Genomic DNA, 18,371 nt, shown 5'->3' with positions numbered 1-18,371 from the left:
CGCCGACCGGTGGGTGGGACGTGTCGGAGGCCGCTCACAGCGACCTCGCGAAGGCGGCGACGTCGGCCAGCGTCGAGCGGGCGACGTCGGGGATCGCGGCGAAGTGGCCGGTCTCGGCGGCGTGGAACGTGCCGTTGACCGTCCGGGCCCGGGCCGGGACGCCGGCGGCGAGGAGGTGGCGGTAGTGCGCGAGGCCCTCGTCGCGGAGCGGGTCGAGCTCGTTGACCGAGATCACGTGCGGCGGCAGGCCGGAGAGGTCCTCCGCAGTCGCGTGGTACGGCCACGCGAGCGGGTTGCAGCTGTCGGCCGGATCGGGCGTGTACGCCTTGGCCATGGCGCCCATCAGCGCCACCGACACCAGGATGCCGTCGTTGTCGACGAGCGACCGCAGGTCCTCGGGTGGCGCCGCGTAGGTCCCGGAGATGTACGGACACATGGCGTGGACGCCGTCGATCCGGTCGAGCACGCCCTCCCGCTTCGCCCGCAGCGCGGTGGCGATCGCCAGGTTGGCACCGCCCGAGTCGCCCGACACCACGAGCCGGTCGATGCCGAGCACGTCACGCCGGGCGTCGACCCACGCCAGCGCGTCGGCGCAGTCGTCGAGCCCCGCGGGGAACGGATGGGCGCCGAGGCGCCCGGCGCCGTTGCGGAACTCGACGCCCACGACGACGAGGCCGAGCGCCGCGAGCTCGTCGCGCCAGCGCACGTAGTTCGGATCGACGGCGGCCATCATCACGCCGCCGCCGCCGTGCAGGTGGAGCACGCCCGGCGCCGGCCGGTCGGCATCGGCGGGCCGGTGGACGTGCAGCGTGATCTCGTGGCCGTCGCCGCCGGTGACGACCTCGACCGAGCGCTCGACGCCCTCGACCGGCGCGAGCCCGTGGGTGGCGGTCGCGATCATGGGCGCCGAGCCGGCCTCGAGCTTGCCGAGCACCGAGCGGATGACCTCGAGCGGCGCCGACGCGTCGAGCGCGGACGGCGGCAGCGGGTCCGCCAGGCCGAACGGCTCGACCGCGGCGACCAGCCGGGGGTCGACGCGGGGGTCGTCGCGCAGGGCGGTGCTCATGCCGTCGCCCCGCCGTCGATCGGGATGGCCTGGCCGGTGACGTAGGCCGACGCGTCGGACGCGAGGAACAGCGCGACCCCGGCGACGTCGTCGACGGTGCCGAGCCGGCGCATGGGGATGTGCTGGGCGATGGTCTCGATCGATGCGGTCACGGTGCCGTCCTCGATGTCGCGGCGGAGGGCCGGGGTGTCGGTGGCGCCGGGGCAGATGGCGTTCGCCCGGATGCCCTCGGGGGCCAGCTGGACGGCGAGCGAGCGCACGAACTGGATGAGCGCGCCCTTGCTCGCCGAGTAGGTGAGCAGCCCGGGCACCGCCCGGATGCCCGAGGTGGACGCGGTGTAGATCAGCGAGGCGGACGGCGCCCGCCGGAGGCGGGGCAGCAGCTGGCGGGTCACCTCCATCGGCGCCCACACGTTGACGACCATCGTCTCGTTCCAGGAGTCGGCGTCGAACCGCCACCCCGGCGGGCCCGGGAGCCCGGCGTGGCTGAACAGGACGTCGACGACCTCGTGCTCGAGCGCCTCGGACCACGGGGCCACCGCGCCCTGGTCCGACAGGTCGAGCACGTGGTGCTCGGCGGAGCCGCCCGCGGCGCGGATCTCGTCGACGACCTCGGCGCCGGCCGGTCCGTCGCGGTCGACGACGACCACGTGCGCGCCGTTCTCCGCGAACAGGACCGACGCGGCGCGGCCCATGCCCGAGGCGCCGCCGGTGATGACCGCGGTGCGGCCGGCGAGCATCACGGGGCGGCCGGGTCGGCGGCGGCCCGGGACGAGAGCGACAGCGACGAGTACCCGTCGTCGCGGAGCTCCTGGATGAACCGGAACAGCATGGGCCGCCCGCCCGGGTTCAGGAGGTTCCGCACCGGCTTGCCCGGGATGTTCGAGCCGAAGAAGTAGCTGATCTTCGTGAACGGCACGTGCCGCGAGAGCTGGTCGATCATGTCGGTGAACTCCTGCTCGAGCGCCGGCGGGACGTCGACCACGTCGTGGCCCTGCTCCCGCATGGCGACCAGGAGGTCGGCGACGTGGTCGGCCTGGTCGGTGTTGTACCGCGGCACGTTCGCGCTCGCGCCGTGGGGCCCGCCGGGGAAGAAGAAGTTGGGGAAGCCGCTGCTGTGGACGCCCAGGTAGGTGAGCGGCCCGTCGGCCCAGTGGTCCTCGAGCGCGACGCCGTCGACGCCTCGCACGCCGAGCCGCCGCAGCTGGCCCGTGCCGTAGTCGAAGCCGGTCGCCCAGACGACGACGTCGAACTCGCGGTGGCCGTCCGTGGTCTCGATGCCGGTCTCGGTGAGCCGCACCATCGGGTGCTCCTCGAGCGACACCAGCGAGACGTGCGGCTCGTTGAAGACCTCGAAGTAGCCGGTCACGAACGGCGGCCGCTTCTCGCCGTAGCGGTGGTCCTTGGGGATCAGGCGCTCGGCGGTCGCCGGGTCCTCGACGACGGCGCGCACTTTGGCGGCGATGAAATCGCACCACTCGCGGTTGACGTCGGGGTCGCTCAGCAGGTCCTTGTAGTTGGCCAGCAGCTTGGCGAAACCGGGGCTGTTCCACATCGTCTCGAAGAACGCCTGGCGCTCCTCGGCGGTGTCCTCGGTCGACATCCGCTCGGGCGGCGGCGTGAGGAAGCCGGTGGCGGAGGTGTTGAGCGTCCGCTGGATGTGCTCGAAGCCGGCCTGCAGAGCCCGCTGCTCGTCGGGGGTGATCGGCGCGTTGTTGAGCGGGGTGCACCAGTTCGGTGTCCGCTGGTACACGACGAGCTCGGCGGCCTCGGCGGCGATCGGGGGGATGACCTGGACGCCGCTCGAGCCCGTGCCGATCACCGCCACCCGCTTGCCGGTGACGTCGACCCCCTCGGCGGGCCACAACCCGGTGTGGTGCGACTCGCCGCGGAAGTCGTCACGGCCCGGGACCTCGGGGACGTACGGGTACGACAGCATCCCCGTGGCGGCGACGACGAACCGGGCGACCCAGCGCCGGCCGTCCTCGGCGGTGACCGTCCAGGTGCCCGACGCGTCGTCCCAGACCACCGAGGTGACCTTCGTCCCGAACCGGATCAGCGGCGCCAGGTCGAACCGCTCGACGAAGCGCTGGAAGTACCGCTCGACCTCGGGCTGCCCGGCGAAGCGCTCGCTCCACTCCCACTCGCGGAACATGTCCTCGGAGAACACGTAGGCGTACGTGTAGCTCTCCGAGTCGAACCGCGCCTCGGGGTAGCGGTTCCAGTACCACGTCCCGCCCACGCCGTCGCCGGCCTCGAGCAGCAGGGTCGAGAAGCCGTCCTCCCGGGCGCGGTACAGCTGGTACAGCCCGGTCACCCCGGCGCCGATCACCAGCACCTCGACGTCGACCGCGCCCCCCGGCGCTGCGTCTCCCATGTCCCCCCTCGGGTCGTTCCGCTGGTGCGCGAGATTAGACCGAGCGGTCGAACTTTTCGAGGGACGGCGATCCGGCCGTCCCGTCGATCGGTTCAGACCGCGGCGAGGCGGCGCAGCGCCTCGGCGATGCGGTCGCGATCGGGCAGCCACGCCCGCTCGAGGTCGGGCGCGTACGGGGCGGGCGTCGGCGCCGCACCGATGCGCTCGATCGGCGCGTCCAGCGACCAGAACGCCTCCCGGGCGACCGTCGCCGCGATCTCGGCCCCGATGCCGAACGGCACGACCGCCTCGTGCGCGATCAGCAGCCGGCTGGTCCGGCCCACCGACTCGAGCACCGGCCCGAGGTCGAGCGGGGCGACGGTGCGCAGGTCGATCACCTCGACCGACAACCCCTCCGCGGCGACGGCCTCGGCCGCCGCGAGCGCCTCGTGCACCATCCGCGAGACCGACACGAGCGTGATCTGCGTGCCGGCCCGGACGATCGCGGACCGGCCGATCGGCAGCAGGTGGTCCCGCGGCGGGCGCGGTCCCTTCATGCCGTAGGTGAGGCGGTTCTCGATGAACACGACCGGGTTCGGGTCCTGGATGGCGGCGCGGAGGAGCCCGTACGCGTCGGCAGGGGTGCTCGGCATGACGACGCTGAGCCCCGGGATGTGCGCGAGCAGCGCCTCGAGGCTCTGCGAGTGCTGGCTCCCCGAGGACCGCCCCGCCCCGAACTGCGTCCGGACCGTCAGGCCCATCGGCGCACCGCCGCCGGTCATGAACGGCAGCTTGGCCGCCTGGTTCAGCAGCTGGTCGAGGCACACGCCGACGAAGTCGAGGTACATGATCTCGACGACGGGCCGCATGCCGGCCATCGCGGCGCCGACGCCGAGGCCGACGATCGCGGTCTCGGAGATCGGGGTGTCGCGGACACGGTCGCCGAAGCGGTCGCGCAGGCCCCGGGTCAGGCCGAACACGTTGCCGCCGTCGCCGACGTCGATGCCGGCGACGAACGTCCGCTCGTCGTCGGTGAGCTCGACCTCGAGGGCGTCGTGGATCGCGTCCATCATGCGGAACGGCTCGGCATCGGGCTCGGGCGCCGTCGGCTCGGGCACCACGGGTCGGGGCCGGACGACGAAGTCGTGGAGGGAGTCGACCGAGGGCGACGGCGCGGCCCGGGCCGTGCGGACGGCCTCGTCGAGCTCGCGGTCGACCGCCGCGACCAGCGCGTCGAGCTCCGTGGCGTCGACGCCCGCCTCGAGCAGGCGGGCGCGGTGCACGAGCAGCGGGTCCCGCCCCTTCCACCGCTCCCGCTCGTCGGCGGTGCGGTAGCGCTCGGGGTCGCCCTCGTAGTGGCCGTGCCAGCGGTAGGTGGTGGCCTCGACGAGGACCGGCGGGCCGTCGGCCCGGACCTGGGCGGCGGCCCGCGCCATCGTGTCGACGCAGGCCTCGACGTCGTTGCCGTCCACTTGGAGGTGCGTGAGCCCGTAGCCGTCGGCGCGCCGGGCGAGCGGCACGGCGTGCTGGGCTTCGGCGGGGGAGAACTCGGCGTAGCCGTTGTCCTCGCACCAGAACACGACCGGCAGCCGCCAGACCGCAGCCAGGTTGACGGCCTCGTGGAACGCCCCCTGGGCGACCGCGCCATCGCCGAAGAAGGCGACCGCCAGCCCGTTGTCGGCGCGGAGCCGGCTCGCGGTCGCGGCGCCGACCGCGATCGGGAGGCCCGCCCCGACGATGCCGTTGGCGCCGAAGATCCCGAGCGACGGATCGGCGATGTGCATCGAGCCGCCCCGGCCGCGGTTCGTCCCGGTGTCGCGGGCCATCAGCTCGGCGAACATCGCGACCGGCGACAGCCCCTTGGCGAGGCAGTGCCCGTGGCCGCGGTGCGTGGAGGTGATGACGTCACCCGGGCGGAGCGGCCAGCACGCCCCGACTGCCGAGGCCTCCTGCCCGGTCGAGAGGTGGACGAAGCCCGGCACCTCGCCGTCCCGGTAGAGGGCGGCCACCCGGTCCTCGAACCCACGGATGAGCAGCATCCGCCGGTGCCGCTCGACGAGGTCGGCGACCTCGTCGGCCGCCGCGTCGCTCACTCGGCGATCCCCTTGATGAACACGTCGGCGAACTGCTCGGCGACCTCGGCCGCCGAGAGCGACCCGCCCGGCTTCAGCCAGAGGTAGGTGTAGTTGTACATGCCGAGCCAGGCCCGGCTGGTCAGGCGCGGGTCGACCGGCCGGAAGTCGCCCGAGGCGACGCCGGCGGCGATGACCGACTCGACGGCGTGCTCGTACTCGTGGCGGCGGGCGCGGAACTGGGTCGCGTTCTCACCGGTCAGCGCCGGGAACTCGTGGAGGAACACCCACACGTGGTCGGGGTAGCGGGCGATCACGTCGAGGAGCTCGTGGCCCATGCGCGCCAGCTGCTCGGGCGGCGATCCGCCGGCCTCTGCCACCCGGGCCGCGCCGGCCATGACCTCGTCCATCACCCGGTCGTGGATGGCGGCGAGCAGCTCCTCCTTGGAGCCGATGTAGTAGTAGAGGGCGCCCTTGCCCAGCTGGTTGGCGTCGCACAGCTCGGTGGTGCTGGTGCCGTGGAACCCGCGCTCCGCGAACACGCGCGCCGAGGTGTCGACGATCAGCCGGCGGCGCCGCTGCCACTTGGCGCTGCGCGCCGGCCCGGCCGGAGCGTCTGCTCGGATGGGGTCGCCGGCGGCCACCCGGCGACCCTAGTCTCTGTAACGACCAGTCGAAACAATTCCGCGCCGGGCGTGGGTGCGTCAGAGGGGAGCTCGACCTGTCACCGGAACCGCCGGAGCGCGGCGCCGTCGCGGCGCCCGCCGACCTCAACTGGACGTCGGTGCTCGAGCACCACGCCGCCCGCACGCCGGACCGGCCGATGGCCGTCAGCGCCGCCCGATCGGCGACGTACGCAGAGGCGCTCGACCGGAGCCTCCGCGTGGCCGGCGGGCTCTCGGCCCGGGGCGTCGGACGCGGCGACGTCGTCGGGCTGCTCTCGTACAACAGCGTCGAGATGTTGGAGACGATCTTCGCCGCCAACGCGCTCGGCGCGATCGCCATGCCGATCAACTGGCGCTTGGCGGCACCCGAGATCCGCTACCTCCTCGAGCACTCGGGCGCCGGGGCGCTCGTGTGCGACGCCGAGCTGCTCGACCTCGGCGGCGACGCCGCGGCCGGTCTCGACCTCCTCCGGATCTGCGTCCCGGTCCCGGGCATCGACGGCGCGGGAGGCGACGGCTGGGCGACCTTCGAGGAGCTGGCGGCGGCCGAGCCGGCGCCGCGGGCCGAGGCCGCCGGCAGCGACGTCCACCGGCTGATGTACACCTCGGGCACCACCGGGCGGCCCAAGGGCGTCATGCTCACCCACGCCAACCTGGCGTGGAAGAACGCCGCCCACGTGGCCGAGCTCGGGTTCACCGCCGCCGACGTCGGCCTGGCCTGCGGGCCGCTGTACCACGTCGGCGCGCTCGACCTGATCACGACCTCGCTGATCTCGGTGGGCGCGACCACCGTCGTGCACCGCACCTTCGACGCCGCCGCGGTGGTCGACGAGATCGAGCGGTCCCGCGTGACGTGCGTGTGGATGGCGCCGGCCATGCTCCGCGCCGTGCTCGACGAGCCCGACGTCGAGCGCCGCGACCTCTCGTCGGTGCGGCTGATCATCGCGGGCGGCGAGAAGCTGCCGATCCCGTTCATCGACCGGCTCGAGCGCACCTTCCCGTCCGCCTGGCTCGCCGACGCCTACGGCCTGACGGAGACCGTCTCCGGCGACACGTTCCTCGACCCGGCGAGCACGCGGTCGAAGCTCGGCAGCGTCGGCCGTCCGTGCCCCTACCTCGACCTGCAGGTCTGGGATGCCGAGGGTCGTCCGGTGCCGCCCGGCGAGCGCGGCGAGGTCGTCCTCAGGGGGCCCAAGGTCTTCGCCGGCTACTGGCGCGACCCCGACGCCACGGCGCGGGCGTTCGAGGGCGGCTGGTTCCACACGGGCGACATCGGCGTCGTCGACGCCGACGGCTACGTGTACATCGTCGACCGGCTCAAGGACATGATCATCTCGGGCGGCGAGAACATCGCCGGCTCCGAGGTCGAGCGCGTGCTCGACGAGCACCCGGCGGTGCTCGAGGTCGCCGTCGTCGGCCGTCCGCACGAGCGCTGGGGCGAGGTCCCCGTGGCGTACGTCGTGGCCCGGCCCGGCTCGGCGCCGACCGCCGACGAGCTGATCGAGCACTGCCGCGGGCAGCTGGCCCGGTTCAAGGTGCCGGCGGACGTCGAGTTCCTGGAAGCCCTGCCGCGCAACCCGTCGGGCAAGGTGCTCAAGCGCGAGCTGCGGGAGGAGCGCTGAGCGACCACCGGCTGGCGATGCTCTACCACCCGAGCCACCACGTCCCCGACCTCGCCGAGGCCGAGGCGTTCTTCGCCCGGGTGTTCGGCCGACCCAGCACGCCTCTCTCCGCGCTCGCCCGTCCCGGGCCCGACGGGTCGCCGCCGCGCCGGCCGGTGCCCGACCACTCGACGTTCACACCGATCGCCGACGTGCTCTTCGACTCCATCGATCCGCGCCGCTACGTCGTCGCAGGGCAGCAGCGCTACGCCGACGTCGACCGCCCCCGGCTCAAGGGCATGGGCTGGTACGTCGACGGCATCGGCTCGCTGCACCGGTCCCTGCTCGAGCACGGCTACACCGTCGTCGACCAGCTCGACCGCGTCGTCGACGGCGAGGAGCCCCCGACCGCCGTCGGCTCGCCGATGCCGCTCCTGTTCACGACCCCCGACGACGCCGGCCTCCGCTACGAGCTGCTGCCGTGCATCCCGTTCCCGCTCGACCCCCGCCTCGACGACGGGTGGTCGCTGCCGCCCGTCGCCGACGACGATCCGCTCGGCATCGTCCGGTGCTCCCACCACGTCGTGCTGACCGCGCGGCCCGACCGGGCGCTGCGCCTCGCGCTCGAGGTGTTCGGCGGCACGGTCGTGCACCGAGGGCGCGACGACGTGCTCGGCGCGACCGCGACCTGGGTGCACCTGGCCGACGGGATCGTCGAGTACGCGGTGCCCGAGCCCTGCACGGTCGCGGCGGGGGAGCTCGCCGCCGTGCTCCCGCACGACTCGTACCACTCGATCGCCTGGCAGGTCGCAGACCTCGACCGGGTGGCCGAGCACCTCGCGGCGGTCGACCTCGGGCTCGTCGCCCGCACCGACGACACGCTGGTCGTCGACCCCGCGGCCGGGCTCGGGATCCCGTGGCGGTTCACGACCACGACGGTGCCCGGCGACCCCCGGCCCTGATCATCCCGGCGCGGTCCCTGCGCGGCGAGAGCGTCGGGCGGGTCAGGGGTCCCGGTCGACCCAGCCCTCGTCGTGCCAGTACGTGAGCAGCTCCGGCACCGGCTCGGGCCACGTCTCGATGTAGGTCACGCCCTCGGGGCCCGCGGTCATCGTGTACGGGGTGCCGGCGCGGCTGATGAAGTACTCGCCCGGTCCGACCGTGATCGAGGCCCGGTCGCCGGCGTCGCCGTGGTCGATCCGGTACTGGCCCGCCAGGACGATGACCATCTCGTCGAGGCTGTGGTGGTGGCGCGGGACGACGAAGTGCGGCCGGACCCGCAGCGGGTTCCGGTTGAACTGGCGGATCCGGATGCGCTTGGCGCACATCCACATCGCCCCGTCGAACGTCGCGGCGAAGTCGACCGGCGCCTCCGAGAGCGGGCGGCCGTCGTGCCAGAAGTACGTCGGGTTGGCCTGCTGGTCCAGGGAGAGCGGGACCCAGTCGGCATCGTCCAGCAGGTCGGCCACGAAGACGCCCATCCCCGTGATGATGACGGATGGCCGCCGGGCGCGCCCGTCCCGCTACGGGCGGGGTCCCGCCCATCAGGACATCGCTCTCGACACCGTCCGAGCCCGATCGGCAGAGTTCGGTCGTGCCCATCGAGTTCCTGGACCTGCTCGCCGACGACGGGTGGGCACCCGTCCCGCTCGTGCCCGAGGGGTCCGGCACCGGGTGGGCCGACGGCGGCACGCTCGACGCCGCGCCGGTCGACGTCGCGTCGACCTTCGCGGCCATCCGTCGCTCGACGGGGATCGACCCCTCGTTCGGCCTCCACGGGGTCCGGTTGGCGCCCGGCTGGTGCGGACCGGATCGCCGCCACGACCAGCCGCTGCTGATGATCGTGTTCGCCGGGACGGTGGTCGTGCGGAGCGCAGCGACCGACGACGGCGAGGGCTCGGCGGAGCAGGTCGTCGGCGCCGGCGAGTTCTGCGTCATCGACGAGGGCACCGTGCACTCGATCTCGGCGGGGCCCGACGGCGCGACCTACACGGAGTGCTGGCCGCAGGACGTCGACGGCGCCGACACGACCTGGTACCCGGGCGACGCCTGGGCGCACGGAGGGCAGTCGTGACCGAGGAGCGCTACGACGTCGTGGTCGTCGGGTCGGGCGGCGGGCTGATCGGCGCGTTCGCCGCGGCCGGTCGGGGCCTGCGGACGCTCGTGATCGAGAAGGCCGCCCACGTCGGTGGGACGACCGCGTACTCGGGGGCCGGCATCTGGCTCCCCGGCAACCCCGCGATCCTGCGGGCCGGCATCGAGGACTCGCCCGACGCGGCGCGGCCCTACCTCGACTCCATCGTGGGCGACGACGCGCCGGTCGAGCTGCGCGAGGCGTTCCTCCGGGCCGGGCCGCCGATGATCGAGGAGCTGGAGCGCGACGAGCACTTTGGCGAGTTCTCGTGGCGGGGCATCCCCGACTACTTCGAGGGGCGGCCCGGGTTCCTGAAGCAGGGCCGGACGATCTTCCCGCGCGACATCGACCGCGCCGAGCTCGGCGAGCTCGAACCGCTGGTGCGCCGCCCGCTGTGGACCGAGCGCTGGGGGACCGAGCCGACCGAGCGCATGGTCGGCGGCCAGGCGCTCACCGCCCGTTCGCTGCTGGCGCTGATGGCCACCGGCAACGCGACCGTCCACACCTCGACGGCGCTGAAGGCGCTGGTGGTGGAGGGGGACCGCGTGGTCGGCGTCGACGCCGAGCGCGACGGCGAGCCGGTCCGCTACCTGGCCGACCGGGGCGTGCTGCTCGCCGCCGGCGGGTTCGAGCGCAACCGCGAGCTGCGCCAGAGGTTCCAGGCGCCGCTCACCGACGAGTGGACGAGCGGCTGCCCCGAGAACACCGGCGACGCGCTCCTCGCCGCGATCGAGGTGGGCGCCGACACCGCGCTGCTCGACGAGGCGTGGTTCGCACCGGGACTCGTCACACCGTCCGGGGGGCCGGTCTTCTACACGATGGTGTGGGGCGGGGTCTGGGTGAACGCAGCGGGGGAGCGGTTCATGAACGAGCGGCTGCCCTACGACCGGGCCGGCCACGAGCTCATGCGCCTGCAGAACACGACCGACGTCGACCACATCCCGGCGCACTGGGTCTTCGACCAGCGCCAGGTCGACCAGCAGGGGTTCCGGATGCTGCCGGTCGACCCGCAGGTGCCCGACTGGTTCGACGTCGACCGGTGGCTCGAGGCCGGCGTGCTGCAGCGGGCCGACACCCTCGAGGAGCTCGCCGGCCTGATCGGCGTGCCCGCCGACGCGCTCGTCGCGACCGTCGAGGAGTACAACGGCTTCGCCCGCTCCGGCGTCGACGAGCGGTTCCATCGGGGCGAGTCGCCCTGGGACCGCGTCATCGCCAACGTGGTCACCCCGCACACCGACGGGCCGAACCGGTGCCTGGGCGTGCTCGACGCCCCGCCGTGGTACGCGGTGCAGGTCGTCGTCACCGACCTCGGCACCAAGGGCGGCGTGCGCACCGACGACCACGCCCGCGCCCTGCGGCCCGACGGCACGGTCATCCACGGGCTCTACGCGTCGGGCAACACGATGGCCCCGGCCACCGGTCGCGTGTACCCCGGGGCCGGCGGTCCGATCGGCTCGGCGATGGTGTTCTCGTGGCTCGCTGCGCTGGACATGGCCGGCGAGGACCCCCTCCGGCCGCCCACCTGACCGGTTTCTGACGCCACGAAGTGGGGCTGGTGACGCAGGATCGACATGGGAACGCGCGGCGCCCGCGTTCTCGTGACGATCGTGCGTCACAGAGCGCACCTGGTGGCGTCAAAACCGGGGGTGGCGTCCGGAACGGGGGGTGGGTCAGTGGGGGGTGGCGGCGAGGCCGACCGCGATCTCGATGATCTGGTCCTCCTGGCCGCCGACGAGCCGGCGCTCGCCGCACTCGAGCAGGATGTCGGCGCCGGACACCCCGTAGCGCTCGGCCGCCCGGTAGGCGTGGCGCAGGAACGACGAGTACACGCCGGCGTAGCCCATGATCAGCGCCAGGCGGTCGAGCGCGGCCTCGCCGTCCATGACCGGGCGGACGACGTCCTCGGCGACGTCGAACATGGCCAGGACGTCGATGCCGGTGCGGATGCCGAGCTTCTCGCACACCGCGGCGAGCGCCTCGCACGGCGTGTTGCCGGCACCGGCGCCGAAGCGGCGGGTCGAGCCGTCGACCTGGGTCGCGCCCGCCCGGATGGCGCAGATCGAGTTGGCCACGCCGAGCCCGAGGTTCTCGTGGCCGTGGAAGCCGACCTGGGCGTCGTCGCCGACCTCGGCCACGAGCGCGGCCACCCGCTCGGTCACATCGTCGAGGATCATCGCCCCGGCCGAGTCGACGACGTAGACGCACTGGCAGCCGGCGTCGACCATGATCCGGCCCTGCGCGGCCAGCACCTCGGGCGGCTGCGAGTGGGCCATCATCAGGAAGCCGACGGTCTCGAGCCCGGTGTCGCGGGCGAGGCCGAAGTGCTGGTCCGCGATGTCGGCCTCGGTGCAGTGGGTGGCGATGCGGATGACCGACACGCCGAGGTCGGCCGCCGCGGTGATGTCGTCCTTCGTGCCCAGCCCGGGCAGCATCAGCGCGGCGATCTTCGCCCGCTCCGCGCTCTCGACCGCGGCGGCGATGAGCACGCGCTCGTCGGTGTGGCTGAAGCCGTAGTTGAAGGAGGAGCCGCCGAGGCCGTCGCCGTGGGTGACCTCGATCACCGGCATGCCGGCGCGGTCCAGGCCGGTCACGACGTCGCGGACCATCTGCTCGGTGAACTGGTGCGACTTGGCGTGCGATCCGTCGCGCAGCGCCGAGTCGGTCATGCGGATGTCGAGCTCGTCGGAGTAGGGCATCAGGTGCGGACCTCCGTGCGGGAGAGGTGGCGGGCGATCTCCTCGCCGACCTTGGTGGCGGCGGCGGTCATGATGTCGAGGTTGCCCGAGTACGGCGGGAGGTAGTCACCGGCCCCCTCGACCTCGATGAAGATGGCGACGCGGGCCGGCCGCCCGGGCGACGACTCGTCGAACTGCGGGCGCTGTCGGAGCCGGTAGCCGGGCACGTACTCCTGCACCTCGGCGATCACCTGGTCGATCGACGCCTCGATGGCCGCCTGGTCGGCGTCGTCGGGGATCTGGCAGAAGATCGTGTCGCGCATGATCAGCGGCGGCTCGGCGGGGTTGAGGATGATGATCGCCTTGCCCCGCTCGGCCCCGCCCAGCACCTCGACCGCGGACGAGGTCGTGCGGGTGAACTCGTCGATGTTGGCGCGGGTGCCGGGGCCCGCCGACACCGACGCGACCGTGGCCACGATCTCGGCGTAGGGGACGTCGACCACCCGCGACACCGCCGACACCATGGGGATCGTCGCCTGGCCGCCGCAGGTCACCATGTTCACGTTGGGCCGGTCGACGTGCTCGTCCAGGTTCACGACCGGGATGACGTACGGCCCGATCGCCGCCGGCGTGAGGTCGACCGCCCTGATGCCCGCCTCCTGGTACCGCGGGGCGTTGGCGACGTGGGCGTAGGCCGAGGTGGCCTCGAAGACGATGTCGGGCAGCTCGGACTGCTCGAAGATCCAGTCCACGCCGTCGGCGACCGGTTCGACGCCGTGCTCGCGGGCGAGCGCGAGGCCCTCGCTCCGGGGGTCGATCCCGATCACCGCCCGCAGGTCGATCTGCTCGGAGCGGAGCAGCTTGAACATGAGGTCGGTGCCGATGTTGCCCGAGCCCACGATCACGGCGGAGGAGGTCATGGGATCATCGTGGCCGATGGCGACGGCGCCGGAGAGGGCCCTGTTCCGTTCGGCGAGACGGCTCCCGGAGCGCCGGAGGGGGCCGATGCTACGTTCCGCACGGATGGGCGTTCGATCACTCGGCTACCTGCGGCTGGCCGCCCCCGACGTCGACGCGTGGCGGACATTCGCCGGCGACTTCCTCGGCATGATGCCGGCCGAGGGCGGCGACCCCGAATCGGCGTACTTCCGGATCGACGACTTCCCGGCGCGGCTCGTCGTCTCGCCGGGCGAGGCCGCAGCCACGGCCATCGGGTTCGAGGTGATGGACCGCCGGGAGCTGGCCGAGCTGGCCGACGCCGTCGCGGCCGAGGGCATCGAGGTCACCCCCGGCACCCGCGAGGAGTGCAAGGAGCGGCGCGTCAGCGGGCTGGTCCGCTTCGCCGACCCGGGCGGCAACCCGATCGAGCTGTTCTACGGCCCGCTGCTCCAGCACTCGCCGGTGCAGACCCCGACCGTGTCGGCCTTCGTCACCGGCGACATGGGGATGGGCCACGTCATCGTCAGCGCCGAGGACGGCGAGGCGGCGTACGACTTCTACACGCGCGTGCTCGGGTTCATCGAGCGCAACACGATGGCCCGGGGGCGGGTCGTGTTCCTCGGCTGCAACCCCCGCCACCACACGCTCGGGATCACCACCCAGGAGGGCCCCGGCCGGCTGCTGCACCTGATGGTCGAGGTGGCGACGCTCGACGACGTGGGGCTCGCCCTCGACCGCGCCCACCGCATGGGCGTCCCGATGATGCACACGCTGGGCAAGCACACGAACGACCGGATGGTGTCGTTCTACGTGTACTCACCCGAGGACCACGCGATCGAGTTCGGCTGGGACGGCCTGCGCGTCGAGGAGCCGGTGCCCACGTACGAGATCACCGCCGGCGCCTTCTGGGGCCACCGGTTCAGCCCGCCGCCCGAACGATGAGCCGGACCGCGGTGGGGGAGGCGCACGAGGCGGCGGCCCAGCGCCTCGTCGAGGCCGCGGCGACGCGGACGCCCTGCGAGCCGATCCGCGACCTGCTCCCCGACGGGACGATCGACGACGCCTACGCCGTGGCGCAGCGCTCGCTCGAGCTGAGCCGCGCCGGCGTGCGCCGAGTCGGGCGGAAGATCGGTCTCACCTCGGCGGCGGTGCAGCAGCAGATGGGCGTCGACACGCCCGACTTCGGCGTGCTGCTCGCCGACATGGCCTTCGGCGACTCCGAGCCGATCCCGTCGGAGCGGCTCCTGCAGCCCAGGGTCGAGGCCGAGGTCGCCTTCGTCCTCGGCACCGACCTGCCCGACCGCCCCGTCGTGACCACCGACGTGCTCCGGGCGACCGAGTTCGTGGTCGCCGCGATCGAGGTCGTCGACAGCCGGATCCGCGACTGGGACATCTCGATCGTCGACACCGTGGCCGACAACGCCTCGTCGGGCCTGTTCGTGATCGGGGGCTCGCCGCGGCGGCTCACCGACGTCGACGACGTCCGCTCGATCGAGATGGCGCTCACGTGCGAGGGCGACGTCGTGAGCTCGGGCACCGGTGCGGCGTGCCTCGGCCACCCGGTCAACGCGGTCGTGTGGCTCGCCAACGCGGTGGCCGAGCGCGGTGCGCCGCTGCAGGCCGGCGAGGTGATCCTGTCGGGATCGCTCGGACCGCTGGCGGTCGCCGAGCCGGGCCGGACCTACGAGGCCCGCTTCAGCGGACTCGGGACCGTGCGCGCCGCGTTCGCCGACTGACGCAGGTCGCGGCGTGCAGGCTCCGTCAGTTCGCGGCGTGCGCGCCGTGCCGCTGGCGAGCGCGCCGCGTCGGCCGCTCGGATGGTCGCGTCAGTTCGCGGCGTGCGCGCCGTGCCGCTGGCGAGCGCGCCGCGTCGGCCGCTCGGATGGTCGCGTCAGTTCGCGGCGTGCGCGCCGCGGGGGGCGAACCGGGAGTTCCAGATGCTCGACGCGGTGTTCTGCACCATCGTCGTGAGCACGTCCCAGTCGATGCGGCCGATCGGGCCGGTGACCGACACCGCGCCGATCGCCCGACCGGAGTTGCGGATGGGCGCGGCCACGCAGCCGAGGCCGTCGTACGCCTCCTGGCGGTCGAACGCCACGCCGGTGGAGCGGACCCGCTGCAGGTCGTCGCGCAGGCGGTCGACGTCGGACAGGGTGCTCGACGTGCGCACCGGCAGCTCGGCGCCGAGCACCTGCTGCGCCGCAGCGTCGTCGAACGCGAGCATCGCCTTTCCGAGCCCGGTGCAGTAGGCCGGCATGCGCCCGCCCTGGCGGGTGGGGAGCCGGTAGTTCCCGACGACGACCCGGTCGAGGTAGACGACGTCGGGTCCGTCGAGGACGCCGAGCTGCACCGCCAGCCCGGTCCGGCCGGCGAGCGCGTGCAGGTGGGGGACGGCCGGGTCCCGCAGCTGGCTCTGCTCGGATGCCAGACCGCCGAGCTCGAACAGGCGCATGCCGACGCGGTACCCGCGGCCGTCGCGCTCGAGCCACCCGAGCGCACGGAGCTGCTCGGCCAGGCGGTGGGCGGTGGACTTCGGCAGGCCCGACCGGCGGCTGAGCTCGACGAGCGACAGGACCGGGTCCTGCTGGTCGAACGAGTCCATGATCGAGGCGATCCGCCCGACCAGGCTCCTGCCCGATTCGCCGTCCAGGCCGTCGAGCCCGTCCGGACCCGCCTCGGCGCCGGACCGGCGATCCCCCTGCTTGGTGTGGTCGCTCGTCGCCATGCGAACCCCCCGTCCCTGGCGTTGGTGAGTGAACGCTACCTTACTACAGGACGGAAACCGGGTTCTCAGGACGGGGCGGACGGCGGCCGGGCCCGAGCGGGCCGGTCCGACTCCTCCTCGAGGAGGTCGAGCATCTGGCGCATGCCCGGGAGGAGCTCCATGACCTCGATGCGGTGGCCCAGCTCGGCGGTCATGTCCAGGTAGCCGAACCGGATCGCGCCCTGCATCGTCCCGTGCTGCTCCCAGGACCGGCCGTGCGCCTCGATGAGCGCCGTGGCCGCGTCCAGGTCGTCGACCCGGACGCCCAGGTGGTGGAACGTCGCCGGCGCGCCCGGTCGGATGCCGTCGCGGTACATGGCGACCGCCCCGCTGACCGGGCGGATCAGCTCGATGTTCGTCGGCCCGGCGTTCACGAGCGCCACGTCGATCACCCACTCGTCCGCCACCTCGCCGTCGACCACGACCGTCCCGCCGAGCGACGACGCGTACATGACGTGGCAGGGGCTCGTGCCGAGGGTGTCCTGCAGCCACTCGACGCCGGCGGCGATGTCGTCGGTGACGTACGCGAGCTGGATGACCTCGCGCAGCAGGTCGCTCAGCGACCGCAGCTCCGAGGCGCTCACGTTCCCCACAGGTAGCGGTCGGCCACGCGGTGGTGGTTGTAGATCGTCATCTCCTGCTCGGTGCTGAGCCGGTGCCCGTCGAAGCTCGGCGAGTGCATGCCGACGGTGATGTTCTCCACGTTCTCCAGGTCCTGCGTGAGGATCTGGCCGAAGTCGCCGATGCGGTGGTCCTCGTAGTGCACCGGCGTGACCTCCCACCTGCGGTCGTAGTCCGAGACGGGGATCTGCTCGAGGCACATGATCTCGAACAGCGCCCGGTCGGGGTCCAGCCCGTCGGGGCGGGCCCGGTACACGAGCGACGAGCCCTGGTTGCCGAGGATGATCGTGTTGGGGAACACGTGCCATGCCGTCCCGGCCGCGGCCCACTGCTGCGGCGTGATCGTGGCCCAGTCGAGGCCGTCCGCGAGCGCCAGCTCCCGGTAGAGCTGCAGGTGGTACTCGCCGGCCGACACGCCCTCGGGCACCTCGGACTCCCGCAGGAGCTGTGCGGCGCGGACGCTGCGCTCGGTCTCGAGCGCGCGGAGCTCCTCGTAGATGTACTCGACGGCGTTGGCGATGCCCTCGCGCGGGTCCTCGCCGAGCCCGGCGCCGGGGCGACGGGACGGGTCCTTGTCCTGGCGCTTGTTCTGTCGGCGCTTGACCCCGAGGCTCTGGTACATCGCGTGGCGCTCGGTCACGGTCGTCGGCGACCAGCTGCGGAGCGTGTCCATCTCCTTCATGGTCGCCAACTTGTCGTTGCCGCGATCGGGGCGGTTGAGCTGCGGGTGCGTACCGGGGATGTGGTAGCCCTCGAGGAACCCGTCGAGCACCGTCTTCCAGTTGCACGGGACGATCGTCGACTTGAACCAGCGGACGCGCATGTTCTCGAGCCCGAACGGCGCCAGCACCGTCGGGATGGGGTCCAGGTACTCGTGCAGCGGCATGGCGTCGCGGTCCATGTTGATGAACACGAACCCGCCCCAGGTGTCGCAGAGCACGGGCTGGAGGCCGAGGTCCTCGTCGGAGCGGGGGACGAACTCCTCGGGGTCGAGCTGGAGCCGGATCGTGCCGTCCAGGTTCCACCGCCACCCGTGGAACGGGCAGATGATCGAGCCGACGCGGCCGCGGCCGGTCGCCAGGCGGGTGCCGCGGTGGCGGCAGGCGTTGTGGTACGCCCGGATGGAGTCGGGCCCTTCGCGGACGATCAGGATCGAGCGGTCGCCGATCCGGTACTCGACGTAGCTGCCGGTGCCCGGGAGCTCCTCCAGGCGGCAGGCCATGAGCCACGTCCGGGGGAACACGAGCTCGAGCTCGAGCTGCAGGAAGTCCTCGTCGAGGTACCGTCCCTTGGGCACGAACGCCGGCCCGAGCCGGTAGCGCTCGGGGACACGTTCCGGGTCGACGTCGCCGTCGAACCGCGGTGAGGCCTGGCTCAGCGATCCATCTGGCACAAGGTGGTCATAACGGCGGACCGTCGGAGGGGTCAACCACCCGTCTCATCGGACGGGATGTGGGCGGCGGCCCGACGGGGTGCCC

The 18,371-nt window shown here is 73.0% G+C and carries 17 protein-coding genes; 6 read left to right on the top strand and 11 right to left on the bottom strand.

Annotated features, from left to right (window positions below):
- Positions 1–34: 34 nt before the first annotated feature.
- The 5 genes from LH044_RS03995 to LH044_RS03975 all read right to left on the bottom strand — a co-directional run bounded on the left by LH044_RS03995 (position 35) and on the right by LH044_RS03975 (position 6,138).
- Positions 35–1,066 (bottom strand): alpha/beta hydrolase fold domain-containing protein, encoded by a 1,032-nt coding sequence (locus LH044_RS03995; RefSeq protein ID WP_227758510.1) that lies wholly within the window; start codon positions 1,064–1,066, stop codon positions 35–37.
- Positions 1,063–1,806 carry an SDR family NAD(P)-dependent oxidoreductase gene (locus LH044_RS03990; protein WP_227760062.1) on the bottom strand — a complete coding sequence of 248 codons (744 nt, stop codon included), beginning with the start codon at positions 1,804–1,806 and terminating at the stop codon, positions 1,063–1,065. Before LH044_RS03990 ends, LH044_RS03995 begins: the two co-directional genes overlap by 4 nt.
- The gene (locus LH044_RS03985) at positions 1,806–3,443 is read right to left on the bottom strand and encodes a flavin-containing monooxygenase (protein WP_227758509.1); all 1,638 of its coding nucleotides are present in this window, start codon (positions 3,441–3,443) and stop codon (positions 1,806–1,808) included. The genes LH044_RS03990 and LH044_RS03985 overlap by 1 nt, the downstream gene beginning before the upstream one ends.
- A 92-nt stretch (positions 3,444–3,535) precedes the next feature.
- Positions 3,536–5,461 (bottom strand): alpha-ketoacid dehydrogenase subunit alpha/beta, encoded by a 1,926-nt coding sequence (locus tag LH044_RS03980; RefSeq protein ID WP_374210590.1) that lies wholly within the window; start codon positions 5,459–5,461, stop codon positions 3,536–3,538.
- Between the two features lie 50 nt (positions 5,462–5,511).
- Positions 5,512–6,138, bottom strand: coding sequence for a TetR/AcrR family transcriptional regulator (locus tag LH044_RS03975; RefSeq protein ID WP_227758507.1), 627 nt, complete (start codon positions 6,136–6,138; stop codon positions 5,512–5,514).
- A gap of 77 nt (positions 6,139–6,215) precedes the next feature.
- Between LH044_RS03975 and LH044_RS03970 the strand changes: the two genes are divergently transcribed.
- Together LH044_RS03970 and LH044_RS03965 are read left to right on the top strand one after the other, a co-directional pair.
- Entirely contained in the window at positions 6,216–7,781 is a 1,566-nt protein-coding gene (locus tag LH044_RS03970) for an acyl-CoA synthetase (protein WP_227760061.1), read from the top strand.
- Between the two features lie 17 nt (positions 7,782–7,798).
- Positions 7,799–8,722, top strand: a complete 924-nt coding sequence (locus tag LH044_RS03965) for a VOC family protein (protein WP_227758506.1) — start codon at positions 7,799–7,801, stop codon at positions 8,720–8,722.
- A gap of 42 nt (positions 8,723–8,764) precedes the next feature.
- Here the strand turns inward: LH044_RS03965 and LH044_RS03960 are convergent, their stop codons facing one another.
- Positions 8,765–9,241 carry a cupin domain-containing protein gene (locus LH044_RS03960; protein WP_227758505.1) on the bottom strand — a complete coding sequence of 159 codons (477 nt, stop codon included), beginning with the start codon at positions 9,239–9,241 and terminating at the stop codon, positions 8,765–8,767.
- A 113-nt stretch (positions 9,242–9,354) separates the two neighbouring features.
- Between LH044_RS03960 and LH044_RS03955 the strand changes: the two genes are divergently transcribed.
- Both LH044_RS03955 and LH044_RS03950 read left to right on the top strand, forming a co-directional pair.
- Positions 9,355–9,834: a hypothetical protein gene (locus LH044_RS03955; RefSeq protein ID WP_227758504.1), complete on the top strand. Its 480-nt coding sequence runs from the start codon at positions 9,355–9,357 to the stop codon at positions 9,832–9,834.
- Positions 9,831–11,420, top strand: a complete 1,590-nt coding sequence (locus LH044_RS03950) for an FAD-dependent oxidoreductase (RefSeq protein WP_227758503.1) — start codon at positions 9,831–9,833, stop codon at positions 11,418–11,420. Before LH044_RS03955 ends, LH044_RS03950 begins: the two co-directional genes overlap by 4 nt.
- A 144-nt stretch (positions 11,421–11,564) precedes the next feature.
- On the opposite strand, the gene dmpG is transcribed toward LH044_RS03950, so the two are convergent.
- Together dmpG and LH044_RS03940 are read right to left on the bottom strand one after the other, a co-directional pair.
- Positions 11,565–12,590, bottom strand: a complete 1,026-nt coding sequence (gene dmpG, locus LH044_RS03945; RefSeq protein ID WP_227758502.1) for a 4-hydroxy-2-oxovalerate aldolase — start codon at positions 12,588–12,590, stop codon at positions 11,565–11,567.
- On the bottom strand, positions 12,590–13,489 hold the full coding sequence (locus LH044_RS03940; RefSeq protein ID WP_227758501.1) for an acetaldehyde dehydrogenase (acetylating): 900 nt from the start codon (positions 13,487–13,489) through the stop codon (positions 12,590–12,592). The genes dmpG and LH044_RS03940 overlap by 1 nt, the downstream gene beginning before the upstream one ends.
- Positions 13,490–13,592: 103 nt before the next feature.
- Here LH044_RS03940 and LH044_RS03935 point away from each other — a divergent pair, with 103 nt between their 5' ends.
- Together LH044_RS03935 and LH044_RS03930 are read left to right on the top strand one after the other, a co-directional pair.
- Positions 13,593–14,450 (top strand): VOC family protein, encoded by an 858-nt coding sequence (locus LH044_RS03935; RefSeq protein WP_227758500.1) that lies wholly within the window; start codon positions 13,593–13,595, stop codon positions 14,448–14,450.
- On the top strand, positions 14,447–15,244 hold the full coding sequence (locus LH044_RS03930) for a 2-keto-4-pentenoate hydratase (RefSeq protein WP_227758499.1): 798 nt from the start codon (positions 14,447–14,449) through the stop codon (positions 15,242–15,244). Before LH044_RS03935 ends, LH044_RS03930 begins: the two co-directional genes overlap by 4 nt.
- Positions 15,245–15,399: 155 nt before the next feature.
- On the opposite strand, the gene LH044_RS03925 is transcribed toward LH044_RS03930, so the two are convergent.
- The 3 genes from LH044_RS03925 to LH044_RS03915 form a co-directional block, all read right to left on the bottom strand.
- A complete protein-coding gene (locus LH044_RS03925; RefSeq protein WP_227758498.1) occupies positions 15,400–16,233 on the bottom strand; it encodes an IclR family transcriptional regulator in 834 nt (277 codons plus the stop codon).
- Positions 16,234–16,298: 65 nt separating this feature from the next.
- Positions 16,299–16,856 (bottom strand): VOC family protein, encoded by a 558-nt coding sequence (locus LH044_RS03920; protein WP_227758497.1) that lies wholly within the window; start codon positions 16,854–16,856, stop codon positions 16,299–16,301.
- Positions 16,853–18,286: an aromatic ring-hydroxylating oxygenase subunit alpha gene (locus LH044_RS03915; RefSeq protein WP_227758496.1), complete on the bottom strand. Its 1,434-nt coding sequence runs from the start codon at positions 18,284–18,286 to the stop codon at positions 16,853–16,855. Before LH044_RS03915 ends, LH044_RS03920 begins: the two co-directional genes overlap by 4 nt.
- Positions 18,287–18,371: the final 85 nt, after the last annotated feature.

The organism is Dermatobacter hominis (genome assembly GCF_020715685.1).
GTDB lineage: Bacteria > Actinomycetota > Acidimicrobiia > Acidimicrobiales > Microtrichaceae > Dermatobacter > Dermatobacter hominis.
The sequence above is the reverse complement of the archived record's forward strand: the minus strand, read 5'-3'. Positions and strand labels throughout refer to the sequence as shown.